The following is a 26,865-nucleotide window of genomic DNA, read 5'->3' on the forward strand; positions in this document are numbered from 1 at the left end:
ACGCGACTGGCGGCATGGTGTGCGCGTGGCGGCATAATGCGGGGGTGCGAGCCGATCGGGATGCACGACCGGTGCCGTCGCCACCGGCGACCGTGCCGCAGCCCGGCTTTCCGTCCACCCGGCATCGGCATGGGAATCTGCACCGGCACCGGCACCGGCACCGGCACCGGCATCTGCGACGGGGACCGGCGGCCGTGCTGGCGGCGCTGGTGGCCGGCCTGGTCGCCACCGGCGGCGGTCCGGCCGCGGCAGCCCCGCCGGCCGGCTCCGTGAGCGCCGCGCGCTGCGGCCCGAGCGTCACCGACCCGCTCTCCGCCGCACCCTGGCCGCTGACCCGGTTGCGACCCGACCTCGCCTGGCCGTTGAGCACCGGCGCGGGGATCCGGGTGGCGGTGGTCGACTCCGGCGTCTCCGCCGACCATCCGACCCTGACCGGCAAGGTGCTGCCCGGCCGCGACCTGCTGGCGTCCTCCGGGGGCGACGGCCAGTGCGACGAGAACGGGCACGGCACCCTGATCGCCGGGATCATCGCCGGCCGTGAGGCGGTGAGCGCCGGATTCCGGTTCTACGGCGTCGCACCCGGCGCCGAGATCGTCCCGGTACGCGTCCTGCGTGACCAGCGCAGGTCGGTCGAGGCCGATCTCTCCGAGCGGATCGCGGAGGCGATCCGGTGGGCGGTGGACGAGGGCGACGCCGACGTGCTCAACCTGTCGCTGACCACGCCACCGACCCGGCAGTTGCAGTCCGCCGTCGCGTACGCCCTCGACCGGCAGGTCGTGGTGGTCGCCGCTGCCGGCAACTCCGGCGAGTCCGGTGTGGAGGCGGGCCGGCCGACCTTCCCGGCCGGCTATCCGGGGGTCATCGCGGTCGCCGGGGTGAACGCCGACGACGAGCACGTGCAGACGTCGACCACCGGTGAGTTCGTGGACGTGGCCGCGCCGGGTGAGCGGATCGCCGGCCCGGCGGCGGCCGGCGGGGGATACCTGTTCACCGCCGAGGGTGGCACCAGCTTCGCCACCGGGTACGTCTCCGGGCTCGCCGCGCTGATCCGGGCGTACGATCCGACGCTGTCGCCGAGCCAGGTGGCCGAGCAGATCTTCCGGACCGCCGACCACCCCGACGGGCTGTGGAACCCGCAGGTCGGGCACGGTGTGGTCAATCCGGTACGGGCGGTCGGCGCGGTGCGGCCGGCGGTAGCTCCGGCTCCGGCCGCTGCCGGCAGCGTGCCGCGCCCGGCGGCCCGGCCGGCGCCACTGCGCGCCGTCGGTGTCGCCTCGGCGGTGATCGCCGTGGTCGGCGTCGCGCTGGCGTTGCTGCTGCTGGCCTCCGTGCCGGTCATCCGGCGGGGGCGGCGTCGCGGCTGGCGGGCGACCCGGAAGTGAGCGCCGGCCGGCCGACCCGGGCTCCACCGTCGACCTGGTGCCGGCCGCGGGCGCGCCCGTTCCGGTGATAATGTCCCGGCATCGTTGACACGTCCCGGCATCGTTGACACGGAGGTGCAGGCGTGGCCAGTGGGTTCAGCCGGGTCACGGTGGTAGCGCCACGCAGTCGCGTCGATCTGGCCCTGCCCGCCGACGTACCCCTGGCCGACCTGCTGCCGACGGTGCTCGGTTATGCGGGCGACGGGCTCGCCGACGACCCGGCGGCGCGCAACGGCTGGACGCTGTCCCGGATGGGCGGTGCGGCCCTGGACAGTTCGCGCAGTCCCGCCCAGCTCGAGGTGCACGACGGCGAACTGCTCTATCTGCGGCCCCGGGGTGAGGAGGCGCCGCTACCGGTCTTCGACGACGTGGTGGACGCCGTCGCCACGGCCGCCCGGGAGCGCACCGGCCGGTGGAGTCCGGCCACCACCCGGACCCTAGGCCTCACGCTCGGGGCGCTGGCGCTGCTCGGCGGCGCCGTCGGGGTGCTGCTCGCCGGCCCGCCGCAGCTGCCCGGTGGCCTGGTCGCGCTCGGCCTCTCCGCCGCGCTGCTGGTCGGCGCGGTGGTGCTGGCCCGCGCGGTGGGTGACGCGCGCAGCGCCACCATCCTCGCCCTGGTCGCGCTCTGCTACGCGGCCGTCGGTGGGCTGCTGGTGCTCGCCGGGGACCGGAGCCTCGGCCAGCTCGCCCCGCCGCACGTGCTGGTCGCCGCGACCGCCATGGTGCTGGTGGCGGCGGCCGCCGCGATCGGCGTCGGCGACGCCGGCCCGGTCTTCCTCTGCGGCGCCGCGTGCGCGGTGGCACTGCTGGTCGCCGCCGCGATCCGGGTGCTCTTCGCCGTCGGTACGCCGGCCGCCGCTGCCGTCACCGTGACGCTGGTCTTCGCCACCCTTCCGCTGTTGCCGATGGCCGCCTACCGGCTCGGCCGGCTGCCGGACCCGTCGGTGCCCACCGAGCCGGAACACCTCCGGCAGGACGAGCAGGCGGTCGACGGCCTTGATGCGTTCGCCCGATCCGACCGGGCGGACGCCTTCCTCGCCGGCATGCTGGGCGCGCTCGCCGTGATCGGGGCCGTGGCAGCCGTGGCCGTCTCCACCGCCGGCATCGGCGGGCTGGCCCTCTGCGTCGTACTCGGGCTGACGATGATGGCCCGGGGCCGCTGGTTCCTCGGCCGGGCGCAGCGGCTGCCGCTGCTCGGCGGCGGTACGGTGGCCCTGGGCGCCGCCATCGTCGCCGCCTACGACGATCTCGGGCTGGTGTGGCGGCTGACGGCGCTGCTCGGCGCCCTGCTGATGGTCGCCGCGATCAGCATCGGCTTCGCGCTGACCAGTGGACGCCGGCCGGGTTCACCGATCTGGGGACGCACCCTGGACATCGTCGAGGTGATTCTCATCCTCGCCGTCTTTCCGCTGGCGGTCTGGGTCAGCGGCCTGCTCGGCTGGATCCGCGCCATCCGCGGCTGACCCGCGCCAACCGCCGTGCCCGACCGGGTTGGGGGGGCGCCGGTCGACCGGGGTGTCAGCCGAAGAGCTGGCGTTCGTGGCGGGTCGGGGTGAGCCAGAGGTAGCGGGCGGAGCCGCCACCGAGCGCGGCGACCATCTCGGGCCGCATCGCGGAGAGCGGGGCCCAGAGTTCCCCGGCCAGGCCGAGCGCCGAGCCGACCAGCGCCGCCTCGGGCCGGGTCAGCCGCTGCGCCAGCACCACGTCGGCGCCGGCCAGCACGGGTACGCCGGCCGGGGTCAGCCGGGGCAGCAGGGTGAGCTGGGTCTCCCAGGCCCGGGTCGGCGGCCGTCGCTCCGGCCCGTGCACACCGACGTCGCGGAGCCGCAGCAGCGGCCGGGTCGGGCCGGCCGGCTCGTCGCCGCCGGGATAGGCCGAGCGCCAGACCCGGTCACCGGTGCCGCCGGCCGCCCGGTCCAGCGCCAGCCAGTGGGCCATCGTGGCGATCGTGCCGGCCGCTGCCGGATTGACCGCGTCCACGGCCTCGACCGCCACCCGCGCGCCCTGGCCGAGGCAGCGGAACAGCAACACCTGGGCGGTCCACCAGTCACCGACGAAGGCCACGGCCAGCGGTTCCGGGCGGAACAGGCGCAGCAGCACCGGCTGGTTGGCGCCGTCCCGGCCCAACAGCACGCCTACCGCGTCCAGATCCAGGCTGAGCCGGCCGAGCAGGTCGCCGACGAGCCGGCGTTCCGGCGCGACGGTCTTCGGATCACCGGTCGGCATCGCCGGCCCTCCTCCCGGTCGCACCCGGCCGTTTCGTGACGTCCCCACCCGGCCGCCTGCCCGCGGTGGCACCCGGCCGCGCCGTCACGCCGCGGGCGCTCACCGGGCGATCAGTCCCAGGGTCGCCCCGGTCGGCGCGGTCGCGTACACGCCGGTGGCGTGCTCGCCGTTGAGCCGGACCAGCCGGATCCCGGCACCGGCCGCACCGGCCCGCAACTGCCGCACGCAGGCGTCGACGGATTCGGGGAGCGCGGTGAGGCGTACCAGGGTCCGGGCCGCCGCCCGGCCGCCCGGGAGCCGGGGATCGCCACGCCGGCCGAACACCACCGCGACGCTCACGTCGAGGGCGGACGGGACCTGCGTCAGTGCCCTGAGCGGGTCTGCGCCGGCCTTCGCCGGCCAGGCGCGTACCGCGAAGCAGACCTGCACCCGGCGCCGGCCCTGCCAGCGCGACCACCGCTCCCGGGCCGGCCCGGACGGTGCGGCGGCGCTGGCGAGCCCGTCGATGCCGTCGACGCCGCACGAGTACGCCACGGCCTGCCGCAGGCCCTCCCCGTCCAGCATGCTGTGTTCGAGACCGAGGTTGGCCAGTCCGGTGCCGACCCGGGCGAGCGCGGCGGTGAGCGCCCGGTGTACGCCGGCCGTCCCGCCCCCACGATCAGCCGCCACCGTCGCCGCGTCCCGGGTGGCGAGCCGGGCGGCGATCCAGAGGTCGTGGTGCACCGGCACCGCCAGGACCCGGCAGAGCTCCAGATAGGACTGCGCGGCAACGGCGTGCGGGTGGACGGCGGCGACCGGCAGCGACGAGTGCCGGAGCACGACCTGGAGGGTGCTGGCCGGCAGCGCCGGATCGGCGGCCAACTCGGCGAGCCAGTCGAGCGGCAGCGCGCCGCGGTGGCCGCCGGCGAGCGCGTCGGGATGGCGTACCGCGATCGCCGCGAACCAGCCCAGCGGATCCTCGCCCACGCCGATCGTGCCGGCCCGGTCGGTGACGGTGCTGGTGCGTGGGCCAGGCGGAAGGACGGCCAGCAGCGGGTCGTCCACACCCTCCGCGCCGGCCAGGCGCTGTGCGCGGCGGGCGGCGCGGCGGCGGCCGGCCAGCCGCAGTCGGGCGCCGAGGACCTCGTACCACCAGCGGCCGCCGGACCGGCCGAAGGTGGCGACGAGCAGGACGGCACCGGCGGCCCCGGCCAGCACACCCGGCACGGGGGCGAGTGCGTAGGCGGCGGCGCCGGCCGCGAAGAGCGCCAGCTCGACGGCGACGAGTTGGACCGTGCCGAACCGGCCGGTGGGCCGGCCGACAGCCATCAACTCCGGCATGGTCCACACCATACGTGCCGGCGCTAAGATATCGCATCGGGCGAAGGCGGGGTGATGATGCGCAGTCGTCGGGAGCAGGTCCAGGCGTACCGGTTCCTCCTCCGGCGGATCGTCTCCGCGCTGCTCGTCGGCGAGCCCGAGACGAACGAGCTGCCGATGCGGCGGTTCGCCCTCGCGATGCTCGGCGGCCTGCTCGCCGCGGTGCTGCTCGTCGCCGGCTTCGGCGTCTACGGGCTGCTCCGGCCGGGCGGTCGGCAGCCGGTCGAGAACGCCATCATCGTGGAGCGGGGCACCGGCGCGAAGTTCGTCTACACCCGGGGCCGGCTGCACCCGGTGCTCAACTGGACCTCCGCGCTGCTGATCCTCGGCCAGCCGGAGCCGGCGGTACGGACCATGTCGGAGAGTTCGCTGCGCGCGGTGCCGCGCGGGCTGCCGATCGGGATCCCCGACGCGCCCGACTCGCTGCCGCCGAGGTCGGCCCTGGTGGGGCTCCCGATCAGCGTCTGCAGCGCGCCCCGGTCGCTGACCTCGGTCGCCCGGGCCACCCATCTGCTCCTCGGCCGGGCCCCGGCCGGAGGCACCCCGGTCGGTCGGCAGGGGCTGCTGGTGAGCGTGGACGGTGGCGACCGCTACCTGCTCTGGGACGAGCACCGGCTGCGGATCCGGGGCAACGCCGTCCTCGCCGCCCTGGGCTGGGCCGGGATTCCGCCGGTCGCGGTCGGCGAGGCGTTCCTCAACTCGGTGCCGCCGGGGCCGGACCTGGTGCCGCTCGCCCTGCCCGGTGCCGGCTCACCCGCCCGGCCCACGATCGCCGGCCAGCAGACCCGGATCGGGCAGCTCTTCCGGGCGGCCGGTCGGTCCTACGTGATGCTGCCCGACGGGCTGGTCCCGATCGGCGCGGTCACCGCCCGGCTGCTCGAGGCCGCCGGCCGGGCGGTCAACGAGATCTCCGCCCAGCAGGCCGGCCGGTTGATCGTGGACGGTACGGCCGAGCCGCCCGGCCTGCCCGACGAGGTGCCCCGGGCCCGTGGCGCGCAGACGCCGACCCCGGTGGTCTGTGCGAGCTACCGCGACGACGGCGGTGCGGCGGAACATCCGGTCACCATCGAGACCTTCGGCGGCGTACCCGGCGAGGTGCCACCGGTCGAGGAGCCGGCGGCGGCCGGGATCGGGGCGGACGGGGTCCGGCCGGCGGACCGGGTCGCGCTGCCGGGCGGGCACGCGGCGCTGGTCCGTGCCGCCAACCCGATCGGCGCGAACGCGGCCGGCAACGTCTACCTCGTCACCGACCAGGGGCTGAAGCTGCCGCTGGCCCGCCCGGACCTGGAAAAGGTGCAGAGCTCGCTCGGCTACGCCGGGATCCGGCCGGTGCAGGTGCCGGCGAGCATCCTGGCGCTGGTGCCGACCGGGGTGGCGCTCGACCCGGAGGCCGCGCTGCGGCTCGCGCCGCCGCCGACCGCCGCACCGGCCGGCGGCGGACCGGCCGGCGGCCCCGGCACCCCGGCAGCCAACCCGAGCTGACCCGGCGTCAGCTGCGAGTCGGCCCGGCCCCCGGCCGGTGGGGCAGTGACATGGCTGCTACGGCGCCGGCCTCTCCGCGCCCCGGATCAGCCGCTCGCACTCGGCGACCTCGGGCGGGGCGACCTCCGCGACCGCCTCGTCGTACGCCGCACGGGCCCGCTGCTGGGTGTCCCGCAGCACCCGGGTGACCACCTCACCGAGCTTGACGTGGTGGTACTGCCGCAGCGCCCCGCCCCGCAGGCGGACCTCGGTGACCACGCCCGCACCGGTCACCCGGACGGCCACCCGGCCGTCCCGGCTCTGCCCCTCGACCGGCGCGCTCGCCAACCGTTGCAGCTCACCGTCCAACGTGTCGAGCGCGGCGAGCGCCCGGCGGGCCAGGTCCTCGTATCGTGCCTCGTCGTGCGGGGAGTAGCGCAGCGGCACGCCGTCGTCCCGGTCGTCACGTCCGGTCATCGCGGCTCGCCTCCCAGCACCCCGCCGTGCGGCTCCGGCGGCTCCACCCCGCCGCCGGGCGGCGACCCGGCGGTACGCCAGCCATCGGCGCCGCTCCGGTCCCCGACCATGTCGCCGGAACCGCCGGCGGCGGCCGGGCTGGGAACCGTGGCGGAGGGCGTGGCCCCGGCGGCGAGGGCGGCGCAGGCGTCGCCGAGGCGCTGCTGGGCCGCGGCGACGGCGGCGAGCACGGCATCCTCGACCACGGCCGGATCGTGCCGGGCGACCGTCGGCGCGAAGGTCACCCTGACCACCAGGCCCTCGCCGTCGACCACGCAGGTGACGAGCCGGGCCGGATCACCGCCCTCGTAGCTGCCGGCCCGCAGCCGTTGCCACTCCGCCTCCGTCCGCGCGATCGACGCCTCCAGCTCGGCAAGGCCGGCGGGGGTGGCACCCGGGGTGGTGATCGTCGTCGGGTCGGGCGGGTCGTCCGTCGGCATCGCAACCTCCGCAGGCATTGGGACCTCGACCCGGTAGGCATAATATTTTATGAAGGCCGATCCGATGGTCCCCGGCCGATCCGATGGTCCTCCGTGCCAGCAGAAGCGACAAACCGGGAGGATGGCGTTGAGCATTCCGGACGGTTCCGACCCCGTCGCCGCGTCGGGCTCCATGCCCGTCGGCGCGGCAGAGTTCCAGGCACACCTGCCGGAGATGCGGGTGGCGGCGAACCAGATCGCCAGCCTGGCCGAGGAATACCGCAGCTCCTTCACACCGATCGGTGGCGCGGTCGAGGGCACGGTGGCCGGCAACGCGGGGCTGCCCAGCTTCAGCACGATGGCGCAGTTCTTCACCGTCGCCCTCTCGGCGGCGGTCCGGACCGTCGCCGAGGAGCTGGACACCCAGGCGGTGCAGGTGCGCCAGGTGGCGCAGCACTTCGAGGAGGTCGACCTGCAACAGCGGCAGCGGGCCGCGATGTTGCGCTTCGACGACCGGATGCCGCCGGGGGTGGCGTGATGGGCGCGGTGTCCTTCATGGGCCTGCGGCTGTCGCAGCCGGCCGTGGTCCAGTCGATCCTCACCCCGGTCGTGCAGACCCTCGTGCAGAACATGACGAACACCAGAGCCAGCTTCGGCACCGCCGCCACCCTGCCGAACCTCGTCGGCGAGACCGGTGTCGCCCAGCAGGACCGCCGGACCGTCGCGCTGAACGCACTCCAGCAGGTCGTCGGCACGGTGGCCCAGGCGCAGATGACGACCAGCACCGGCAGCGCCCAGTTGCAGGCGACCAAGACACGGCTCGACGCGATCGTGGCCAGCGCGACCGCGGGTGGCTACATGGTGCTGCCGACCGGGCAGGTGACGCCGGGCGCCGCGCAGCGGGCGTACTGCAAGGCGACCTGGTCGCACGGCGGCGCCGCCAGGTGGGCGATGTACCAGGCGAGGGCCGCGCAGTACACCGCGCAGATCGCCGCCACCACCGGCCAGGCGTCGACCCTGGACGCGCAGCTCACCGCCGCCCTGGTGAAGCTGGCCAGCGACTATCTCACGAGCCTGTTCCAGAAGGAGCCGGACGCGGCCACGACAGCGCTGCCGCCCGTACCCGAGATCCCGGCGCCACCGACCTTCCCGTCGCCGGCCATCCCGGCACCGGGCGGCGGTGCGCCGGTCGGCGCCACCCCGACGACGCCGCCCGCCGGCATCGGGGCGGACGTCGGCGCCGGGGCCGAGCTGACCGGCGCGACCGCCCTGGCCGGGGCGGGGGCCGGGGGAGGGCCGCTCGGCGGTGCCGGCGCGCTCGGTGCCGGCGCGGCCGGGCTCGGCCTGAGCGGCGCACCGGCCGCCGGCACCGGCGCCGTCCCGCTGCAGGGTGGTGCCGCCGGTGTCGGGATGGCCGGGATCGGCACGGCGGCGGGTGCCGCCGCCGGAGCCGGGGCGGGGCGGGCGGCCGGGGGCGTGTCCGCAACGGGTGTGGGCGGCTTCGCCGCCGGTCACCCCGGCGCGGGGAGCGACTCCCGCGAGCACGAGGGCGCGGACTGGCTGGTCGAGGATGGCGAGCCGTGGGCCTCCGGCGACGCACCGGACGGGGTGATCGGCTGACGCACCGGTCGGCCCGGTGGCGGCGACGCCCCGGACCCGGGCTCGGCCGGCCGGCGCGGCAGAGGGAGTAACGGGGCCGCAGCCGCCCCGGCGAAGAACACGACGCACCCGGCAGCGCGGGGCGCGGCTGCCGGGTGCGTGCGGTCCGACCTCAGCGACCGCTCTGCTGCATCGTCTGGGCCGCCTGCCTGTCGACCTGCCTGATGGCGGTGCTCGCGTCGCTGACCACGGTGCCGGCCTTCAGGACCACCTGGTGGAACTCGTTCCACATCTGCTCCATCTGGCCCTTCCAGACCTCGAACTCGACCCGGGCGTCGCTGTCCCACGGGATCTTCGCGATGTCGGTGACGAAGTTCTTGGTGATGCCCTCGATGTTTGTGCCGTACTTCTTGAGCTGCACGGCCGCGGCCTCTGCCTCGGCGTGGACCATCCGGATCTGGTTGCTCATGGGTTCCTCCGCTCGGACCGTTCCGTCCGCCTGGATGTGACCGGGTGGACGCGAGCCACCCTCGGGTGCGACCGGTCGCGCAGGATCAGCCGATGTTGTAGACGTTGATCGTGTTGACCGAGGCGGTCATCGTCTCGTTCGCCTCGGAGAACTTGCGGTCCACCTGCTCCAGGCCACCCCGCATCTCGTCCATCTTGTTCTGCAGGCGGCGGGCCCCGGCCACCATCTCGGCGGCCACGGCGTAGAACTTGGTGGCGGCCTCGCCCTCCCAGCCTCGGCCCTTGAGCTGCTGCACCGACTGGTCGATGTTCTTGACCTGAGACTCGATCATGCCGCGGGCCTGGTCCACGAGCGCTGCGGCGCGCTGGGCGTTACCCTCGTCGTGGGTGAATGTCTGTGCCACGCTTCCCTCCGGGAAATAGGCAGAGGCGGGACGCCCGATCCTCGGCGTCGCTATTCGGCCAGGGTAGCCGATGGCCGCACCGAGCCGCACCGTCCACGTGCCGTCCGCTCACCCATGATGATCGATGCCGCCGCGCTGTTTCCACTCCGGAACGGGTTTCACTCCGGGGCGAGCCACGCCGTCTGCACCAGGTTCACCCCGTCACTGCGCCGGATCAGCGTGCCGCGACCCGCCGGTTGCGGGCTCGGCCGGAGGTGCCCGAGTACGGCGCCCTCGTCGGGGTTGCCGGACATCAGCAGTCCCGGCGTGTTCAGGTCGGTGATGGTCTGCAGGACCGGCTCGTACATCGCCCGGCCGATCCCGCCGCAGCGGCGGGCCAGGATCAGGTGCAGGCCGATGTCCCGGGCCGGCGACAGCAGGTCGACCAGCCCGTCCAGCGGGTTGCCGCTGCTGGTGGCGACCATGTCGTAGTCGTCGACCAGGACGAAGATCTCCGGCCCGCTCCACCAGGAGCGGTTGCGCAACTGCTCGGTCGTCACGTCCGGGCCGGGCAGCCGGGCGGTAAGCGCCTGGGCGATCCCGCCCACCATCGCCGTCGTGGTCTGCGCCGAGGGGGTGTAGTCGAGCAGGTGCTCGCCCTCGACCACGCCGAGCAGCGTACGCCGGTAGTCGACGATCACCAGCTTCGCCTCGGTCGGCGGGTGCCGTTCCACGATGGTCCGGGCGATCAGCCGGAGCAGGTTCGTCTTGCCGCACTGCGCGTCGCCGAGCACCAGCAGGTGCGGCTCGGTGTCGAACGCCAGCCGCACCGGGGCCAGGTGGGTCTCGTTGAGCCCGATCGGGATGCCCGGCCCGGCGACCTCGCGCAGCCGGGCCGCCGGCAGTTCGCGGGGGAGCAGGCGTACCGCCGGGGCGGGCTCGTGCTGCCAGGCGGCCCGGACCCGCTGCACCAGGTTGCCGGCGCCGGTCGCCAGGTCGTCGGCGCCGGCCCGGCCGTCGATGCGCGGCACGGCGGCCAGGAACTGGAGCTTGTCCCGGGTGACGCCCCGCCCCGGGGTGTCCGCCGGTACGTTCGCCGCGGCCCGCCGGTCGATCTCGGAGTCCGCCGGGTCGCCGAGCCGCAGCTCCAGCCGGGTGCCGAAGAGCTCCCGGACGTTGTAGCGGATCTCCGACCAGCGGGTGGCGGTGAGCACCACGTGGATGCCGAAGCCGAGACAGCGGGCGGCGAGCCGGGTGATGATCTCCTCCTGCTGCTCGAACTCCTCCCGTACGACGCCCCAGCCGTCGACGACGAGGAAGACGTCGCCGAACGGGTCGTCGGTGATCTCGCCGCCGGCCCGCATCGCCCGGTACGCGTCGATCGACTCGATCCCGCGCTCGGCGAAGCGCGCCTCCCGCTCGTCGAGCAGCACGCTCACCTCGGCGACCGTCCGGCGGATCGCCTCGTGGTTGCGGCGCACCGCCACCCCGGACAGGTGCGGCAGCCCCTCCAGGGAGCGCAGCGTGCCGCCACCGAAGTCGAGGCAGAGGAACTGCACCTCGCGCGGGCTGTGGGTGAGCGCGAGGGCGCAGAGCATCGAGCGGAGCAGGGTGCTCTTGCCGGTACGCGGACCGCCGACGATCACCACGTTGCCGCCCGCCCCGGCCAGCTCCACCAGGAACGGGTCGCGGCGCTGCTCGTAGGGGCGGTCCTCGATGCCGACCGGCACGGCGAGCCGCCCGACGCCGGGCCAGGCGGGGGTGACCAGGCCACGCCGCTCGTCGACGACCGCCTCGCCGAGCAGCGCGTCCAGGCTCGGCGCCACGTCCAGCGGGGGCAGCCAGACCTGGTGCGCCGGCGGGCCGTGCCGCAGCCGCGCCACGATGACGTCGAGCATCGTCGTCTGCCGTCCGGCCTCGGCCGGACCCTCCGCCGTGTTCACCGGCTGCTCGGGCGCTGCCGGCAGCTCGGGCGGGACCGGCACGTGCACGGTGCCGTACGGCATGATGCGGCGGCGTACCAGGGCCTGCGGCACCCGGGGGCCGGTGCCGTCGGCCGCGCGGTACGGCCCGGAGACGTACGCGGCCCGGAAGCGCAGCATGGGCACCGTGCCGGCCTTCAGGTAGCCGTGCCCGGGCGCGTTCGGCAGCTCGTACGCGTCCGGCACGCCGAGCACCACCCGGCTCTCCATCGCGGAGAAGGTCCGCAACCCGATCCGGTACGACAGGTGGGTGTCCAGCCCGCGCAGCCGCCCCTCCTCCAGGCGCTGGCTGGCCAGCAGCAGGTGCACCCCGAGCGAGCGGCCGAGCCGGCCGATCGTGACGAAGAGGTCGATGAAGTCCGGCTTGGCCGCCAGCAGCTCGCTGAACTCGTCGCAGATGATCAGCAGGCTGGGCAGCGGGGCGAGCGGTTCACCGGCCCGCCGGGCCTTCTCGTACTCGTACCGGGAGACGTAGTTGCCGGCGGCCCGCAGCAGCTCCTGCCGGCGGACCAGCTCGCCCGCGACGGCGTCCTCCATCCGGTCCACCATGGCCAGTTCGTCGGCGAGGTTGGTGATCACCGCACTGGTGTGCGGCAGCACGTCCAGCGAGGCGAAGGTGGCGCCGCCCTTGAAGTCCACCAGGACCAGGTTCAGCTCCTCGGAGGAGTGGGTGACGGCGAGCGAGACCACGATGGTGCGCAGCAGCTCGCTCTTGCCGGAGCCGGTGGCGCCGATGATCAGCCCGTGCGGGCCCATGCCGTCCTGGGCGGCCTCCTTGAAGTCCAGTTCCACCACGGAGCCGTCCGCGCCGATGCCGAGCGGGATGCGCAGCCGGTCCCGGTCCGGGCGGGGCCGCCAGCTCCGGGCCGGGTCCACCGCGCCGGCGTCACCGAAGCCGAGCAGCTCGGGCAGCTCGGTGACCCGGGCGGTCGCCTCCTCGGTCTCGACGTGCCGGGAGAGCCGGTGCGGGGCGAGCTGCCGGGCGAGCCCGGTGACCTGCTCGACGCTGAGCCGGTCCGGCACGCCGAGCGGCATGCTCCGGTCGCCCCGGTCCGCCGCGAGGGTCTCGGCGGTGACGTCGAGGCAGAGCAGCCAGCGGCCGGCGTCCCGGGGCACCATGCCGGAGAGATCCAGCACGGTGCTGCCGAGCACGCCGGCACCGTGCAGTTGCGAGGTCGCCGGCACCTCGGCCCCGTCGACGACGACCAGCAGGTGCGCCGCGGTGGCCAGCGGCCGGGCGTCGGGCGAGTGCCGCGGCCGGGCGGTGAACTCCTCGGCGAACGCCTCCTCGAGCGCGGCGGTCGACTCGAAGACCAGCCGGATCGCCCCGGCGCCGTCGCCGACCCGGTCGTCCTGGGCGTGCGGCAGCCACTTGACCCAGTCCCAGTCCGGCCGCCGCTCGGCCGTGGTCACCACCGCGATCCGCACGTCGTCGGGGGAGTGGAAGGTGGCGAGCTGGCCGAGGAGGGCCCGGGCGAGGCCGAGCACCGGGTCGCGGTCGCCGCGCAGCACGAGCCGACTGAACGAGCGGAGCTGGATCGCCAGCGGCAGGTCCGGCACGACGGACTGGGCCCGCACGAAGCGGCGTAACGCCATCGCGGTCAACGGTTCCAGGTCCTCGACCGGCCGGGTCTCCGGCGGGACGATCCGTACCGACAGCTTCTGGGTGCCGGCGGCCACCCGTACCTCGGCGAAGTCGTCGTCGGTGCTCCGCCGCTCCCACATCCGCCGGGAGGCGCAGACCGACCAGAGCGTGGTCGGGGCCGGATGCCGCCACAGCAGGGCGGTGCGCTGCTGCGCGGCGGCGTTGCGGGCCTTCCGCCGGGCCTGGGTCAGATAGCGCAGGTAGTCGCGGCGTTGCGCGTCCACCTCGGCCCGGGTGTTGCCGTGCCCGCCACCGCCCATCGTGGTGGCGGCCATGCCCAGCATGGAAAGTCCGAAGAGGCCGCCGACGACGTAGGTGAGCACTCCGCCGCCCCGGCCGGAGTAGAGAATGGCCATCGCGGCGACGCCGGCCACCATCGGCACCAGCATCAGCATCTGGAGCGGGCTGCGGGGCAGCGGATCCGACAGTTCGGGCGGGGGCTCGAGGACGAGCTCGCCCCGGGGCAGCGGCGGCGAGGGCTGGCGGGGCGGCCGGCGGAACAGGACGGTGCCCGCGGCACCCTCACGGGCGCCCGGAAGGCGAGACTGGGCCTCGGTGACCTCCACGACCCGGGATACTATACGGAGAGTCTCCCGGCACCCTCCGCTCCGTTGGCTAGACTTGCCGTTCCCGTTCGGCGTTTGGGGAAGGTTGCACGATGGCCGCCGATGAGTTCGCCGTCAATCTCCTGTCGCTGCACGACTTCCAGCGCAGCCTCCAGCCCCGCGTCGAGGCGGCGCTCGCCGCGCTTACCACGCTGACCACGGCGCCCGGCAGCGACCGGCCCGCCCTCGGCGGGTTCCACGACGCGCAGCGGACCGCCGACCGGCACCAGGAACTGCACGACGAATATGTCGCCCGGCTGCGCCGGCTGGCCACCGCGCTCACGGTGGCGCAGGCGGCCACCGCGCAGATCGTCGAGGGCTACCGGAGCGTCGACGAGCTGAGCGAGACGAACGCCAGACGGATCGCAGGCGCCCTCGGCGCGGTGAGTGAGGCTCTGCATGGTGGCCGACGCGATGGTTGACGAGTACCACGAGCGCTACCGGCAGCAGACGCACGAGGAGCTCTACCGGCTGCTGATGGCCGGGCTGCCGGCACAGGTCGACGGCATCGCCGACGCCTGGCACAGCGTCGAGGAGATCCTCGGCGGCATCGCCACCGGGCTGCACGACGATCTCACCCGGATGCTCGCCACCTGGACAGGGCCGGGCAGCCGGGAGTTCCACTACCGGGTCGGTCTGATCGTCAGCTATGCCGCGAAGCTGGCCGAGGAGGCGGCGGCGATGCGCACCGGGCTCACCGTGATGGCCGGTGCGCTCGGCGAGGCGCAGCGCCAGGTCGAGCGGGACCGCCCCGAACTTGCCGGGGCCGGGGCCGGGGTCGACGAGATGTCCGGGGTCTTCGGGCGGGTCATGTCCGAAGAGGAGCGGGCCAAGGCGCGGGAGCGGGTCTCGGCGCAGGTGGCCCGGCTCGCCGCCGAGTACGCGGTCACCGACCACCGGAGCTGGCCGGCGACGATCCCGGTCGAGCCGGGCGACCTGCCGGTGGTCGGCGGGCTGGTCGGCGACCTCGAGCTACCGTCGCCGATCTCGGTGCCGGATCCGGCGCCGCCGCTCGACGCGGAGCCGCCGGTCGACACCACCGCGCTGGCCGGTGCGGGGAGTTTCGGTGACGCGCCGGGTGGCATGGGCGCGCTGGCCGCCGCGCCGTCCCCGTCGCCGGCACCGCAGCCGGCCAGCTCGCTGAGCGGCGCCGGGCCGACCCTGGCCGGCCTCGGCAGCCATCTGATCACCCGTGCGGCCGGTGCCGAGGGGCGCGCCGGCTCCGGCGCCGCGAACCAGGGCGCCGCGCACCAGAGCGGGGCGGGCGCGGCGCCGATGATGGGTGCGGCCGGCGCCGCCGGTCTCGCCGGCCGCCCGGCCGACGGCTACCCGATCACGGACCCCCGGCTCGCCGCCGACGGCACGGGATGGGCGGCGGACGGGAGCCTGGAGTGGGACGCCGACGGCGACGCCCCGCCACCGATCCTCGGCCGCTCCGACGACGCCTGAGCCCTGCCGCCTCGCGGTCGGTCCCGCGGGCCGGCCGGCAGATTCCCGGCCCGTTCTCGGCCTGCCGGGCTCCGGTCGGCACGGTGACGTCCGTCATGCCGGGTAGGCGGCGTGACCAGTAGATCGTAAGGTTAGCCGACCCTAATTCAGGAACCCACGGGGAACGATCGTGACGACGCTAGCGGGCCGGCCGGGCGGGGCCGGGGTCCGGCCGCGCCGACGCGCCGGCCGGCGCGTCGGGGTCACCGCCGGAGCGGCGGTGCTGCTGGTGGTGGCGGTACTGGCGAGTCTCGCGCTCGGCAGCAAGCCGCTCCCGCCGGCCGAGGTGTGGCACGCGCTGGTCGCACCGGACGGCGGCGAGGCGAGCACCATCGTGCGGGAGCTGCGCGTCCCGCGTACGCTGCTCGGGCTGCTCGTCGGCCCCGCGCTGGCCCTCGCCGGGCTGCTGCTGCAGGCGCTGACCCGCAACCCGCTCGCCGAGCCCCGGATCCTCGGGGTCAGCGCCGGCGCCTCCCTCGGCGTGGTGCTGGCGATCGCGGTGTTCGGGGTCGGCACGCTGGCCGGCTACGTCTGGTTCGGCATCGTCGGCGCGCTCCTCGCCGGCCTGCTCGTCTACGGCATCGCCAACCGGGCCCGGGAGGGCGCCAGCCCGGTGACCCTGGCACTGGTAGGCGTGGCCCTGGACGCCAGCCTCGGCGCCACCGTCGTCGCCCTGCTCACCATCGACGCCCGCACCTTCGAGGAGTACCGCTTCTGGGTGGTCGGCGCCCTCACCGGCCGGGACGCCGGGGTCGCCGCGCAGGTGGCGCCCTTCGTGCTGGTCGGCGTGCTGCTGGCCGCGTTCGCCGCCCGTGGCCTGGACGCGCTGGCTCTCGGCGACGACGTCGCCCGGGGGCTGGGCCACCGGGTCGGGTTGGTCCGGCTCGCCGGGGGAGCGGGCGCGGTGCTGCTGACCGGGGCGGCGGTCGCGGCGGCCGGGCCGATCGCGTTCGTCGGGCTCGCGGTGCCGCACCTGGCCCGCGCCCTGGTCGGCGCCGACCACCGCTGGGCGCTCGCGGTGGCGCTGCTGCTCGGCCCGGCGCTGCTGCTCGCCGCCGACGTCATCGGCCGGCTCGTCGCGCCGCCCGGCGAGGTGCCGGCCGGCATCGTCACCGCGCTGCTCGGGGCGCCACTGCTGGCCGTGCTGATCCGCCGGGCCCGGGTGGTGACCGCGTGACCGTGTCGCGGGTACGCCCCGCCGCCCAGCCTTCCGGCGAGGCGGTGACGGGACTCCGTTCCCCGGTGGTGCCGGTGGGCCGCAGCCTGATCCGGCTCGGCCCCGCCCGGCTCGCCGTCCGGCGCCGGCCCCTCGCGGTCGGCGGAGTGCTGCTGCTCCTGCTCGCCGCCGCCGTGGTGCTGGGGCTCTCGCTCGGCACCCCGTACGTCGCACCGCAGGACGTGCTCCGGTCGCTGTCCGGCGCCGGCACCCCGTACGACCTGGTCGTCCTCGACCTGCGGCTGCCCCGGGTCGTGCTGGCCGTGGCGGTCGGGGCGGTCTTCGGCATCGCCGGCACCCTGATCCAGAGCGTCGCCCGCAACCCGCTGGCCAGCCCCGACGTGATCGGGGTCAGCCAGGGCGCCGGGCTCGCCGCCACGGTGGCGTTGACCAGCGGGGCGGGTGCGGTGCTGATCGCACCGGCCGCGCTGCTCGGCGGCCTCGCCGCCGCCGGCGCGGTGCTGCTGCTGGGGCTGCGGCACGGGCTGGCCGCGCAGCGGTTCGTGCTGGCCGGCGTCGCCGTCGCGGTGGCGCTGCGGGCGCTGACCGAGGTGGTGATGATCTCCGCCGACCCGATCGACGGGATCCGGGCACAGCTCTGGCTGGTCGGCACGCTGGCCGGCAAGGGCTGGCAGGAGGCGGCGTACCTCGGGGTGACCCTGCTGGTGCTGCTGCCGGTGCTGCTCTGGGCCGGCTGGGCGCTGCACGGCAGCGCGCTGGACGACGACACCGCGCGCGGCATCGGGCTGCGCCCGGTCGCCCGCCGGATCGGCCTGGCCACCACCGGGGTACTCGCCGCCGCGATGGTCACCGCGCAGGTCGGCGCGGTGGACTTCGTGGCGCTGGCCGCACCGCAACTCGCCCGGCGGCTGGTCCGGGCGGAACGGCCACCGCTGTTCTGCGCCGCCCTGGTCGGCGCGCTGCTGGTGGTCCTCGCCGACCTGGCCGGGCGCCGGCTCTTCGCCCCGACCCAGTTGCCGGCCGGGGTGCTGACCGCCGCCCTCGGCGGTCCGTACCTGATCTACCTGCTGCTCCGCGGTCGACGGAAGGTCTCCTAGATGCTCTCCACCCGCGACCTCGCCGTCGGCTACGAGGACCGGACCGTCATCGACGGCCTCGACCTGAGCCTGCCGGCCGACGCGTTCACCGTGATCGTCGGCCCGAACGCCTGCGGCAAGTCGACCCTGCTGCGCACCATGGCCCGGCTGCTCACCCCGCGCCGGGGCACCGTGCTGCTGGACGGCGAGGCGATCCGCACCCTGCCGACCCGGGCGGTCGCCCGCCGGCTCGGGGTCCTGCCGCAGAGCCCGCTGGTGCCCGAGGGGGTGACCGTCGCCGACCTGGTCGGCCGGGGGCGGCAGCCCTACCAGCGCTGGTGGCGGCAGTGGTCGCCGGCCGACGAGGCCGCGATCCGCGAGGCGATGGCGCTCGCCGACGTCGCGGAGCTGGCCGAACGGCCCGTCGACACCCTCTCCGGCGGGCAGCGGCAACGGGTCTGGATCGCCATGACGCTGGCCCAGGACACCGACGCGTTGCTGCTCGACGAGCCGACCACCTTCCTCGACCTCGCCCACCAGGTGGAGGTGCTGGACCTGCTGCACCGGCTGCGTACCGAGCGGGGCCGCACCGTCGTCGCCGTGCTGCACGACCTCAACCAGGCCGCCCGGTACGCCGACCATCTCGTCGCGATGCGCGACGGCGCGGTCGTCGCCGCCGGGCCGCCCCGGCAGATTCTCACCGCGGACCTGGTCCGCGACGTTTTCGGGCTCGACTGTGTCGTCGTGCCCTGCCCGGTGACCGGGGCGCCACTTGTCGTCCCGGCGCTCGGCACGCTCTCGCTGAAGAAAGGTTCGTCATGCGCCGCAGACTCACCACCCTCCTCGCCGTCGCCGCCCTCGGCGCCGGCCTGACCGGATGCACCAGCAGCGATCCGGTGGTCGGGGAGGGTGCCGCCGGGTCGGAGACCCGGACCATCGCGCACGCCATGGGCAGCACCGAGGTGCCGGCCCAGCCGAAACGGGTCGTGGTGCTCGACACCGACAAGATCGACACCGCGCTCTCACTCGGGGTCGTGCCGGTCGGTGCCGCGCAGACCGGTGAGGTCGCCGGCTGGCCGTCGTACTTCGGCGCCGACCAGGTCGACGGCATCACGCCGGTCGGTCTGCTCGCCGAGCCCGATCTGGAGGCGATCACCGCGTTGCGGCCGGACCTGATCCTCGGCAGCAGGTTCCGCCAGGAGAAGTTCTACGACGAGCTCTCCGCGATCGCCCCCACCGTCTTCACCGAGCGGGTCGGCATCACCTGGAAGGAGAACTTCCTCCTCGACGGTACGGCGCTCGGCAGGGAACAGGAGGCGAAGGATCTGCTGGCCGCGTACGAGAAGCGGGCCAGGGATCTGGGCAGCACGCTCGGTGACGCCGCCGCGCGGAAGATCTCCATCGTCCGGTTCCGGCCCACCGAGATCCGGGTGTACGGTCCGGACTCCTTCTCCGGGCTCGTCCTCGGTGACGTCGGGCTCGGCCGGCCGGAGCGGCAGCTGCTGGCGGACAAGGAGGACAAGCGGTTCGACAAGGTGAGTCCGGAGCGGATCGCCGAGGTCGACGGCGACATCATCTTCGTCACGGCGTTCGGCGAGAAGGCCGCCGCCGAGCAGGCCAGGGTGACCGGCGGCAGCCTCTGGAAGAACCTCTCGGCGGTCCGGGCCGGCCGGGCGTACGTGGTCGCCGACGAGACCTGGATGACCGGGATCGGTGTCACCGCGGCCGGCAAGATCCTCGACGACCTTGAGCGGTACGTGCCGGCCGCCTGATTCCCTGTCACGCCCCCGCCCCGGGCACGTTCGAGTGCTGCCAGCGACAGAAGTCGTCCGTGACGGTGCGCTGCGCCCGACTGGCCGGCTACGCCTGGCCGGCCGTGGCCGGCACCGACCGGTCCGGCGACGCCGCGGAGACCTCCGCGACGAGGTCGACGCCGTCGGAGCCCACGACGGTCGCCGCGCACCGGTCCCCGGGGCGGAGGGTGTCCGACGGCAGCCGGACCAGGCCGTCGATCTCCGGCGCCTGGTGTCCGGCCCAGCCCTCGTGCTCGGCAGAGACGATCACGTCGACGGTGGAGCCGACGCGCTCCGCGGCCCGCCGGGCCATCGTGGTCTGGGCCAGCGTGGTCAGCTGCGCGACCCGTTCGCCGATCACGGCCGGGTCGGTCTTGTCGGTGAAGCCGCCGGCCTCGGTGCCGTCCTCGTCGGAGTAACCGAAGACGCCGACGGCATCGAGGCGCGCCTCCTCGACGAAGCGCACCACCTCGTCGAAGTCGGCGTCGGACTCGCCGGGGAAGCCGACGATGAAGTTGGACCGCAGGCCGGCCGCGGGGACGGCGTCGCGGATCTGCCCGACGAGGTCGAGGAAGCGTCGTCGATCGCCGAACCGGCGCATGCGGCGAAGTATCGGCCCGCTGGCGTGCTGGAACGACAGGTCGAAGTAGGGTGCGACGCCCGGCGTCGAGGCGATCGCGGCGATGAGCGACGGTCGCAGTTCGGCAGGCTGCAGGTAGTGCAGCCGGATCCGGTCGACAGCACCGGCGAGCCGGGGGAGGAGCTTCTCCAGCGCGGCCAGGTCGCCGAAATCCTTGCCGTACGAGGTGGTGTTCTCGCTGACCAGGACGAGTTCCCGCACGCCCTCGCCGGCCAACCACTCCGCCTCGGCGACCAACTCGTCCGGGTGGCGGGAGACGAACGCCCCGCGGAACGACGGGATGGCGCAGAAGCTGCAGCGACGGTCGCAGCCGGAGGCCAGCTTGAGCGGCGCCGCCGCGGCACCGGCGAGGCGCTTGCGCAGCGGCTGCGGACCCCGGCCGGGGCCGGGCCGGTGCCCGTGACCCGGCACGTGCGCGTCGTGGCTGTGCGGACGGGCCGCCGGGGTGAGCGGCAGCAGCCGGCGGCGGTCCCGCGGCTGGTGCGCTTCGATCTCGCGTCCGTCGAGCACGTCGTCGAGACGGTCGGCGATCGTCGGGTAGTCGTCGAACGACAGCACCGCCGACGCTTCGGGCAGGGCCGCCGCCAGTTCTTTCCCGTAGCGCTCGGCCATGCAGCCGGCAGCGACGATCTTCGCGCCGGACTGGGCCGCCCTCAGCACGGTCGTCACGGACTCCTGCTTGGCGGCCTCGATGAATCCGCAGGTGTTGACGACGACGACGGCGCTGCCGGACGCGTCCGAACCGCCGTCGGAGACCTGCCAACCCGCGGCCTCCAGCCGGGCGGCGAGTTCCTCGGAGTCGGTCTCGTTGCGTGCGCAGCCGAGCGTGACGAGTGAAACGGAACGCTGTTGCGACATCGGAACCCCCGTGCTCATAGGTGTGTGCGCCGAACGCGAACGGTGCGCTTTCGTCGTGCCTACGATCTCCGACCCCGTCCGAGGGATATCCGACCCCCTCCGAGGGACAGGTCCGGGTGCGGGCGACGCTCGCCGGCCCGCACCCGGACGGCGGTCAGCAGGCGGGGCGCCGGACCGTGGGCGCGTCCTTGACCCGCCCCCGCACCGTCGGCGCGTCCTTGATCCCCGGCGCGTCCTTCACACCGGTCCGGGGCAGGTCGCGGCTGGCGGACAGGTCTTCGCGGGCTTGCCGGACGAGGTTGTCGATGCCACTCATCGCTTCTCCATTCGACTCGACTGATCTGGCGCTGCTCTGGGGCCAGACGGCAGCTCGGCGCTGGCAGTCATCGATGATGGCGACAGTCCATCGGCTCCCGCAGGGGGCGGGGGGCGAGTGATGTCCCCGATCATCACTGGCTCCGGACCGGCGGGTCACGCGCCCACCGGTTGCCCAAGTATGTGGGAGGGCGATCCCGAAGGTCAAGACGGTGATCGATGCGCCGCGAGTGGGACCGGCTCGGGTAGGGCTCTGGTGAGCGCCGCGACCGTCGGCGCCACCAGGGCGGCCACGACCACGAACACCACCGAGAGGGCCAGCCACCCCACACCGTCGCCGGACAGCACCGTCGGGGCCAGCAGGGCCGGACCGAGGATGCTCTGGGCGGTCGTGCCGAGGTGGAACACGGCGAGGTGTGTGGAGAGCGTCTCCTGGTCGGCGAAGGCGTAGGAGAGCTCCCAGCCGCCGGCCGACTGCCACAGCTCCCCGAAGGTCAGCAGCAGCACACCCGCGGCCAGCACGCAGACGGTGAGCCAGACGTTGGTCCGGCCGGTGACCGCGATCAACAGGCAGGCGCCGGCCATGGCGACGCCGGACCAGCGCAGTGCCCGTACGCCGCCGGAGATCCCTCGGGCGGTCCGGGAGAAGCGGACCTGGAGCACGACGGCGAGCACCGTGTTGACCACGACGGCGAACGGCACGACGGCCGCCGGAGCTGCCGTCGACTCGACCGTCCAGAGCGGGATCAGCACCGCCAGCACGGTCATGTGCAGGCAGAGCACGCCGTTGAGGCCCGCGAGCGCGAGGTAGCGGTGGTCCCGCACGGTCGCCAGCGCGCGCAGCGGGGACTGCCGCGGCCGGCCGTCCGGCCTCGGGCGGCTGGTACGCACCCGGGAGAGCAGCACGGCGGCGACCACGAACGAGAGTGCGTCGCCGAGCATCACCGACCGGTATGTCCACTCGGTGCCGGCCGCGAGCAGTGGGGCGGTGGCCAGCGCGCCGACGCCGAACCCGACGTTGCGCAACGCCCGCATCGCCGCCATCGTCGGCACCCGCCGCTGCGGCCCCACGGCGTCGGAGACGACGCTCTGGGTCAGGCCGGAGGCGGCGCCGTCGGCCACGGCCAGGCACGACGCCAGTACGGTGAACGCGAGCGGCCCGGCCGCGAAGGCGAGCCCGACCTGCGACGCCGCCCGCCAGAGTTGGACGGCGACGAGCACCTGGCGGGAGCCGAGCCGGTCGGCGAGCGCCCCGATCGGCACCGCCGAGACGAAACCGACCGCACCGGCGACGGCGAGGCCGAGGCCGACCTGTGCCGGGGTGAGGCCGACGGAGCGGACGAAGAAGATCGTCGACCCGGCGAGGAACATGCCGGTGCCGATCGAGTCGACAAGCGCGACGACGACGAAGACCCGGGGAATCTCGCCGTCCCCGCCGAGCATCGCGGGCAGCCATCTCATGCCGGATCGCTCGTCGTCACGTCGACGAGGCGGACGGCGTGGTCGGCGCGGGCCACGGCCTCGGCGGCGTCGCGGCCGACCGCGAGGACGTACCCGGCGCGCTGCCACGAGGTGGTGAGCGCCTCGACGACGTCGCCGGCCCGAGCGGTCACGGAGACCTCGTGGACCCCGTCGGCCCGCTCGGCGTACGCCGTGCCGGTCACCCCGGTCACCACGCCCGGACCCGCGTGCAGGAAGCGGATCGCCGCGGCCCGCGGTGCAATGTCGGTGCGTGGCGGACGCCGTCCCTCCAGCACCGCCACGTGGTCGCCGACGAGGCTGCCGCCGTAGGCGAGATCGATCAGTTGGTCGATCCGGTCACCCGGTGCCCGTGCGGCGCACTCCACCAGGTGCGGCCGGTCGCCACCGACCAGGATCCACTCCGAGTGCAGCAGTCCGGAGCCGAAGCCGGTCGCCTCGACGAGTCCGGCCACGAGTTCCGTGATCCTCCTCGTCAACGCCCCGTCGAGGGCGGCGGGCGCCACGTGCCCGATCTCCACCGGATACCGTCCGGGCAGCACGGACTTGCCGGTGACGTTGCTGAAGAGCAGCTCACCGTCGGCCACCAGGGTCTCCACACTGATCTCGGGCCCGGTGAGTCGCTCCTCGACGAGGTAGCGCGGGGGCAGCGGCCGTCGCGCCCGCAGCTTCACGTCGTCGGCCCCGGTCGTGTGCCGCCAGGCCGGGCCGATCAGGTCGTCCGGCCCCAGAACCTGCACGCCGATGCTGGCCTGCAGGTTCGCGGGCTTGAGGACGCACCAGCCGTCGTGCTGGGCGCGGAAGGCGGTGACCTGGTCGGGAGAGGTCGCGGGTTGCCATCGTGGCTGGGGCAGGCCGGCGGCGTCGGCGATGCGGCGGAGCAGGGACTTGTCGCGGAAGGCCCGCGCCGCGGCCAGCCCGGCACCCGGTAGCCGCCACGCCTCGGCCAGCGCGGCCGCGGCGACGACGCTGTATTCCACGGTCGGCAGGACGGCCCGCACCGACGGTGGCCGGTCGACGGCGGCGACCAGGGCGCCGGCATCGCCCTCGAGCTGGGTCGGCGCGGCCACCAGGCGCGCGACGCACCGATGGTGTGCCACGGCGTTCCGGACCGAGCGGGACTCGATGACCTCCGGCTCCTCCAGCACCGTCACGGTGGCCGGCGGTAGCAGACCGTCGAGATCGGTCAGTGTTCCACGCGAGTAGCCGACCGCGACGTAGCCGGCGTCCGTGGTCATGCGGCCCCCTCCCCGTCAGGCGTCTGGTCCGGGGCGCGCGTCCCGTCCCCGCCGACGGTCCCGTCACCGTCGTGAGTCCCGTCCCCGCCGACGGTCCCGTCCCCGTCGTGAGTCCCGTCCCCGCCGACGGTCCCGTCCGCGTCGTGAGTTCCGTCCGCGTCGTGAGTTCCGTCCGCGGCCGGGATCGACGCGTCGGCGAAGAGCCGCGCCGCCACCCGCCGGTGCGCCGCGTCGGCGGCCGAGGCCGCCTGCTCCGGGGTCGCGGCGACCGTGACCACGTAGCCGAGGCGGTCGTCCGACGACCTGGGCGGTCGGACGGTGGCGCCGGGGCCGGGTGCGGTCAGCCGCTCGCGGACGACTCCGCCGACGCCCCGCGCGGCGCCGACCGGCAGTGGGTCGGCGAGCCGCGCCGGCCGGGCAGCGGTGAGGAAGCGGATGGCGGCGCCGCGACTCCGCGCCGGTGCCGGCGGCGTCCGGACCGGTGCCGGCGGCGTCCGGGCCGTCCCGACCAGATCCAGCAGGGACTCCCGCATGAGGTTGCGACCGGTGGCGAGCATGAGCAGCTCCCAGATGCGGTCGCCGCCGATCCTGCGGTTGATCTCGACGATCGCGGGACCCGAGGGTGTCACGATCAGCTCGACGTGCGACGGCCCGAGCCGGTGCCCGATCGCGGAGAGTCCGCGTACCGCCTCGTCGGCAAGGGCCGCCGCCGTCCGGCGGTCGACCCTTGCCGGCATGACATGGCCGGTCTCCACCCGGTGCGGGTCACCGGTGGTGAGCTTCTCGGTGATCGCCACCACCTCGTGCCACCCGTCGACGGTCCGCGTCTCCACGCTGTACTCCGGACCGTCCAGGAACTGCTCCGCGAGTATCCGGGCGCCGCCGTCGACGGCGGCGGCGTGCGCCCAGGCCGCCCCCGCCGCATCCGGCGCCCTGACGGCGTGGACGCCCTCGCTGGCCGATCCGGCCACGGGCTTGACGATCACCGGGAATCCGACCTGCTCGGCGAAGGCGACGATGTCGGCCGGGCCGTCGCACAACCGGTGGGCCACGGTCCGGCAGCCGCCGTGGTGGAGCTGCTTGCGTACCACCGCCTTGTCCTGGCCGAGGGTGTGTGCCGGACCGGGCAGACAGGGCAGCCCGAGCCCGCCGGCGATGGTGGCGACGGCCGCGAGCGCGAACTCCCGGAACCCGGCCACCGCGTCGACCGGGTCGGCGGCGTGCAGCAGGCTCGCGGCGGCCAGCGCGGCGCCCGGGTCGCGGTAGTCGACCTGCTGGTACCGGTACACCCAGTCGGCCTCGCGGTCGTTCGCCAGCTCCGGCAGCTGGAACAGCGACATCCTGGCGGGCAGGCCGACGAGCTGGCTCGCCAGCTCCGGCCAGGCGCCGACGACGAGTACGTGCATCTCCGGAAGCCCTACCCGACCTCGACCTCGAGGGTCGCGGCGAGCTTGCCGCAGGCGTCGTCGAGTCGTTGCCGGGACTCCGCCGTGAAGATGACGTGCCCGTTCGACTGGGCGACATGGGGCGGCACGTCGACCCGGTCGCCGACCCGGCGGTAGAGGACCACCTCGTGCACGGACGGGTCGGCGGTGGCCGCGTCGACACCCCGGAACGCGACGACCCGGCCGGGCCGCTTCGCGTAGAGGTCGAAGATGCCGATCGGCACCGGTTCGGGCCGCGGCAGCAGGTGGACCTCCCGGCCGAGAGCGAGATCGACGGCCGCCTCCACCAGGTCGACCGAGCGGCTGAGCAGCACCGACCGGTAGATCGGGCCGCCGCCGATCCGGGCGGCCGTCTCCAGGATCGACGGACTGCCGTCCGGGCGGACCCGGAACTCGGTGTGCGTGACGGCGCTGTCGATGCCGAGCGCCCGGTGGGCCGCCGCCGTCAACCGTTGCACGCTGGCCTGGACCTCGATGGGGAGCACGGTCGGTGTCGCGGTGTAGACCTCCTCGAAGGAGGGCCCGACCATGGGCAGCGGCTTGTCGTGGATCGCCACCACCTCGGTGTGGCCGTCCTGCACCACCGACTCCACACTGATCTCGCCACCGGGAACGTACTGCTCCAGCAGCACCGCGCCCCGGTATTCCTCGCGGGCGGAGTCCCGCAGCGGGTCGTAGCCGAAGGTGTCCCAGGACTGCCCGCGGATCGCCCCGAAGTGCTCCGCCAGCGCGTCGGGGCTGTCGACCCGCAGCACGTACTTGCTGCCCCCGCCGAGGATCGGCTTGAGCACCAGCGGAAACCCGAGGCGTTCGCTCTCCGCCCGGGCCTCGGCCGTCGTACGGGCCGGCGCGAAGTGTGGCTGCGGGATGCCGGCGGCGGCAAAGGCGCGCCGCATCGCGTACTTGTCCCGGGCGAGCCGGGCCGTGTGCTCACTGACGAAGGGAAGTCCGAGGGCGGCGGCGACCGCCGCCGCGGCGGAGACGCTGTGTTCGACGAAGGTGACCACGCCGCGTACCGGCTCCGGTCCGGCGGCGGCGAGCTGCCGGGCCGCCGACACGGTCAGCGGGATGCTGGCGGTGTCGACCGGTACGACGGCGTCGACGAACTCCCCTTCCCAGGTGGCCTCCGCCATCAGCAGGATCAGTCGCTCACCGAGGCTTGCCGCGTGCTCGCGGGCCCGGGCGAAGTGTGGTCGTCTGCTCGGACTCGCGGTGTGCACGATCAAGATGCTCATGATGAATCCCCCGTAGTCGGCATCTGTTGCCGGAGTG

The 26,865-nt window shown here is 74.7% G+C and carries 24 protein-coding genes; 11 read left to right on the forward strand and 13 right to left on the reverse strand.

Going from position 1 to position 26,865, the window contains the following annotated elements; genetic code table 11:
• Positions 1 to 44 precede the first annotated feature (44 nt).
• Together mycP and eccD are read left to right on the forward strand one after the other, a co-directional pair.
• A complete protein-coding gene (gene mycP, locus ACN27G_RS09430; RefSeq protein WP_421492391.1) occupies positions 45 to 1,382 on the forward strand; it encodes a type VII secretion-associated serine protease mycosin in 1,338 nt (445 codons plus the stop codon).
• Between the two features lie 122 nt (positions 1,383 to 1,504).
• Entirely contained in the window at positions 1,505 to 2,884 is a 1,380-nt protein-coding gene (gene eccD, locus ACN27G_RS09435) for a type VII secretion integral membrane protein EccD (protein ID WP_421492392.1), read from the forward strand.
• A 55-nt stretch (positions 2,885 to 2,939) separates the two neighbouring features.
• Here the strand turns inward: eccD and ACN27G_RS09440 are convergent, their stop codons facing one another.
• A complete protein-coding gene (locus ACN27G_RS09440; protein WP_421492393.1) occupies positions 2,940 to 3,647 on the reverse strand; it encodes a hypothetical protein in 708 nt (235 codons plus the stop codon).
• A 99-nt stretch (positions 3,648 to 3,746) separates the two neighbouring features.
• A complete protein-coding gene (locus ACN27G_RS09445; protein ID WP_421492394.1) occupies positions 3,747 to 4,967 on the reverse strand; it encodes a type VII secretion protein EccE in 1,221 nt (406 codons plus the stop codon).
• Between the two features lie 54 nt (positions 4,968 to 5,021).
• Here ACN27G_RS09445 and eccB point away from each other — a divergent pair, with 54 nt between their 5' ends.
• Positions 5,022 to 6,488 (forward strand): type VII secretion protein EccB, encoded by a 1,467-nt coding sequence (gene eccB / locus ACN27G_RS09450; protein ID WP_421492395.1) that lies wholly within the window; start codon positions 5,022 to 5,024, stop codon positions 6,486 to 6,488.
• A gap of 57 nt (positions 6,489 to 6,545) precedes the next feature.
• Here eccB and ACN27G_RS09455 read toward each other — a convergent pair whose 3' ends face one another.
• The gene (locus ACN27G_RS09455; RefSeq protein ID WP_421492396.1) at positions 6,546 to 6,944 is read right to left on the reverse strand and encodes a YbaB/EbfC family nucleoid-associated protein; all 399 of its coding nucleotides are present in this window, start codon (positions 6,942 to 6,944) and stop codon (positions 6,546 to 6,548) included.
• A complete protein-coding gene (locus tag ACN27G_RS09460) occupies positions 6,941 to 7,423 on the reverse strand; it encodes a YbaB/EbfC family nucleoid-associated protein (protein WP_421492397.1) in 483 nt (160 codons plus the stop codon). The genes ACN27G_RS09455 and ACN27G_RS09460 overlap by 4 nt, the downstream gene beginning before the upstream one ends.
• Positions 7,424 to 7,550: 127 nt before the next feature.
• On the opposite strand from ACN27G_RS09460, the gene ACN27G_RS09465 reads away from it, so the two are divergent.
• Both ACN27G_RS09465 and ACN27G_RS09470 read left to right on the forward strand, forming a co-directional pair.
• The gene (locus ACN27G_RS09465; RefSeq protein ID WP_421492398.1) at positions 7,551 to 7,940 is read left to right on the forward strand and encodes a hypothetical protein; all 390 of its coding nucleotides are present in this window, start codon (positions 7,551 to 7,553) and stop codon (positions 7,938 to 7,940) included.
• On the forward strand, positions 7,940 to 9,022 hold the full coding sequence (locus tag ACN27G_RS09470; protein WP_421492399.1) for a hypothetical protein: 1,083 nt from the start codon (positions 7,940 to 7,942) through the stop codon (positions 9,020 to 9,022). The genes ACN27G_RS09465 and ACN27G_RS09470 overlap by 1 nt, the downstream gene beginning before the upstream one ends.
• Before the next feature lie 151 nt (positions 9,023 to 9,173).
• On the opposite strand, the gene ACN27G_RS09475 is transcribed toward ACN27G_RS09470, so the two are convergent.
• The 3 genes from ACN27G_RS09475 to eccCa form a co-directional block, all read right to left on the reverse strand.
• Positions 9,174 to 9,470 (reverse strand): hypothetical protein, encoded by a 297-nt coding sequence (locus tag ACN27G_RS09475; protein ID WP_421492400.1) that lies wholly within the window; start codon positions 9,468 to 9,470, stop codon positions 9,174 to 9,176.
• Between the two features lie 85 nt (positions 9,471 to 9,555).
• Complete coding sequence (locus tag ACN27G_RS09480; protein WP_421492401.1) at positions 9,556 to 9,873, reverse strand: WXG100 family type VII secretion target; 318 nt, start codon at positions 9,871 to 9,873, stop codon at positions 9,556 to 9,558.
• A 158-nt stretch (positions 9,874 to 10,031) separates the two neighbouring features.
• Entirely contained in the window at positions 10,032 to 14,045 is a 4,014-nt protein-coding gene (gene eccCa / locus ACN27G_RS09485) for a type VII secretion protein EccCa (protein WP_421492402.1), read from the reverse strand.
• Positions 14,046 to 14,137: 92 nt separating this feature from the next.
• On the opposite strand from eccCa, the gene ACN27G_RS09490 reads away from it, so the two are divergent.
• The 6 genes from ACN27G_RS09490 (at position 14,138) to ACN27G_RS09515 (ending at position 19,597) form a co-directional block, all read left to right on the forward strand.
• On the forward strand, positions 14,138 to 14,506 hold the full coding sequence (locus tag ACN27G_RS09490) for a hypothetical protein (RefSeq protein ID WP_421492403.1): 369 nt from the start codon (positions 14,138 to 14,140) through the stop codon (positions 14,504 to 14,506).
• Positions 14,499 to 15,533 (forward strand): hypothetical protein, encoded by a 1,035-nt coding sequence (locus ACN27G_RS09495; RefSeq protein WP_421492404.1) that lies wholly within the window; start codon positions 14,499 to 14,501, stop codon positions 15,531 to 15,533. Before ACN27G_RS09490 ends, ACN27G_RS09495 begins: the two co-directional genes overlap by 8 nt.
• Positions 15,534 to 15,702: 169 nt before the next feature.
• Positions 15,703 to 16,749: a FecCD family ABC transporter permease gene (locus ACN27G_RS09500; protein ID WP_421492405.1), complete on the forward strand. Its 1,047-nt coding sequence runs from the start codon at positions 15,703 to 15,705 to the stop codon at positions 16,747 to 16,749.
• Positions 16,746 to 17,846: a FecCD family ABC transporter permease gene (locus ACN27G_RS09505; protein ID WP_421492406.1), complete on the forward strand. Its 1,101-nt coding sequence runs from the start codon at positions 16,746 to 16,748 to the stop codon at positions 17,844 to 17,846. The genes ACN27G_RS09500 and ACN27G_RS09505 overlap by 4 nt, the downstream gene beginning before the upstream one ends.
• Positions 17,847 to 18,698 (forward strand): ABC transporter ATP-binding protein, encoded by an 852-nt coding sequence (locus ACN27G_RS09510; protein ID WP_421492407.1) that lies wholly within the window; start codon positions 17,847 to 17,849, stop codon positions 18,696 to 18,698. It begins immediately after the preceding gene.
• Complete coding sequence (locus ACN27G_RS09515) at positions 18,644 to 19,597, forward strand: ABC transporter substrate-binding protein (protein ID WP_421492408.1); 954 nt, start codon at positions 18,644 to 18,646, stop codon at positions 19,595 to 19,597. The genes ACN27G_RS09510 and ACN27G_RS09515 overlap by 55 nt, the downstream gene beginning before the upstream one ends.
• 88 nt (positions 19,598 to 19,685) lie before the next feature.
• Here the strand turns inward: ACN27G_RS09515 and rimO are convergent, their stop codons facing one another.
• From rimO to ACN27G_RS09545, 6 genes are all read right to left on the reverse strand, one after another.
• Positions 19,686 to 21,134, reverse strand: a complete 1,449-nt coding sequence (gene rimO, locus ACN27G_RS09520; RefSeq protein WP_421492409.1) for a 30S ribosomal protein S12 methylthiotransferase RimO — start codon at positions 21,132 to 21,134, stop codon at positions 19,686 to 19,688.
• 136 nt (positions 21,135 to 21,270) lie between these two features.
• Positions 21,271 to 21,432 carry a hypothetical protein gene (locus tag ACN27G_RS09525; RefSeq protein ID WP_421492410.1) on the reverse strand — a complete coding sequence of 54 codons (162 nt, stop codon included), beginning with the start codon at positions 21,430 to 21,432 and terminating at the stop codon, positions 21,271 to 21,273.
• A gap of 203 nt (positions 21,433 to 21,635) precedes the next feature.
• Positions 21,636 to 22,892, reverse strand: coding sequence for an MFS transporter (locus tag ACN27G_RS09530; RefSeq protein WP_421492411.1), 1,257 nt, complete (start codon positions 22,890 to 22,892; stop codon positions 21,636 to 21,638).
• Entirely contained in the window at positions 22,889 to 24,148 is a 1,260-nt protein-coding gene (locus ACN27G_RS09535; RefSeq protein ID WP_421492412.1) for an ATP-grasp domain-containing protein, read from the reverse strand. The genes ACN27G_RS09530 and ACN27G_RS09535 overlap by 4 nt, the downstream gene beginning before the upstream one ends.
• The gene (locus ACN27G_RS09540) at positions 24,145 to 25,554 is read right to left on the reverse strand and encodes an ATP-grasp domain-containing protein (RefSeq protein ID WP_421492413.1); all 1,410 of its coding nucleotides are present in this window, start codon (positions 25,552 to 25,554) and stop codon (positions 24,145 to 24,147) included. Before ACN27G_RS09540 ends, ACN27G_RS09535 begins: the two co-directional genes overlap by 4 nt.
• 11 nt (positions 25,555 to 25,565) lie before the next feature.
• Positions 25,566 to 26,828 (reverse strand): ATP-grasp domain-containing protein, encoded by a 1,263-nt coding sequence (locus ACN27G_RS09545; protein WP_421492414.1) that lies wholly within the window; start codon positions 26,826 to 26,828, stop codon positions 25,566 to 25,568.
• Between the last annotated feature and the right edge of the window lie 37 nt (positions 26,829 to 26,865).

Origin of the sequence: Plantactinospora sp. WMMB334 (genome assembly GCF_049179095.1) — a bacterium.
Lineage (GTDB): Bacteria > Actinomycetota > Actinomycetes > Mycobacteriales > Micromonosporaceae > Plantactinospora.

Bases quoted from the DNA above. Each gene is read 5' to 3' on its own strand.
- ACN27G_RS09525 (WP_421492410.1), bottom strand. From the start codon at position 21,432: ATGAGTGGCATCGACAACCTCGTCCGGCAAGCCCGCGAAGACCTGTCC.
- ACN27G_RS09475 (WP_421492400.1), bottom strand. From the start codon at position 9,470: ATGAGCAACCAGATCCGGATGGTCCACGCCGAGGCAGAGGCCGCGGCC.
- ACN27G_RS09455 (WP_421492396.1), bottom strand. From the start codon at position 6,944: ATGACCGGACGTGACGACCGGGACGACGGCGTGCCGCTGCGCTACTCC.
- ACN27G_RS09460 (WP_421492397.1), bottom strand. From the start codon at position 7,423: ATGCCGACGGACGACCCGCCCGACCCGACGACGATCACCACCCCGGGT.
- ACN27G_RS09445 (WP_421492394.1), bottom strand. From the start codon at position 4,967: ATGCCGGAGTTGATGGCTGTCGGCCGGCCCACCGGCCGGTTCGGCACG.
- rimO (WP_421492409.1), bottom strand. From the start codon at position 21,134: ATGAGCACGGGGGTTCCGATGTCGCAACAGCGTTCCGTTTCACTCGTC.
- ACN27G_RS09470 (WP_421492399.1), top strand. From the start codon at position 7,940: ATGGGCGCGGTGTCCTTCATGGGCCTGCGGCTGTCGCAGCCGGCCGTG.
- ACN27G_RS09440 (WP_421492393.1), bottom strand. From the start codon at position 3,647: ATGCCGACCGGTGATCCGAAGACCGTCGCGCCGGAACGCCGGCTCGTC.
- ACN27G_RS09490 (WP_421492403.1), top strand. From the start codon at position 14,138: ATGGCCGCCGATGAGTTCGCCGTCAATCTCCTGTCGCTGCACGACTTC.
- eccB (WP_421492395.1), top strand. From the start codon at position 5,022: ATGATGCGCAGTCGTCGGGAGCAGGTCCAGGCGTACCGGTTCCTCCTC.
- ACN27G_RS09530 (WP_421492411.1), bottom strand. From the start codon at position 22,892: ATGAGATGGCTGCCCGCGATGCTCGGCGGGGACGGCGAGATTCCCCGG.
- ACN27G_RS09540 (WP_421492413.1), bottom strand. From the start codon at position 25,554: ATGCACGTACTCGTCGTCGGCGCCTGGCCGGAGCTGGCGAGCCAGCTC.
- ACN27G_RS09535 (WP_421492412.1), bottom strand. From the start codon at position 24,148: ATGACCACGGACGCCGGCTACGTCGCGGTCGGCTACTCGCGTGGAACA.
- ACN27G_RS09495 (WP_421492404.1), top strand. From the start codon at position 14,499: ATGGTTGACGAGTACCACGAGCGCTACCGGCAGCAGACGCACGAGGAG.
- ACN27G_RS09545 (WP_421492414.1), bottom strand. From the start codon at position 26,828: ATGAGCATCTTGATCGTGCACACCGCGAGTCCGAGCAGACGACCACAC.
- ACN27G_RS09510 (WP_421492407.1), top strand. From the start codon at position 17,847: ATGCTCTCCACCCGCGACCTCGCCGTCGGCTACGAGGACCGGACCGTC.
- ACN27G_RS09515 (WP_421492408.1), top strand. From the start codon at position 18,644: ATGCGCCGCAGACTCACCACCCTCCTCGCCGTCGCCGCCCTCGGCGCC.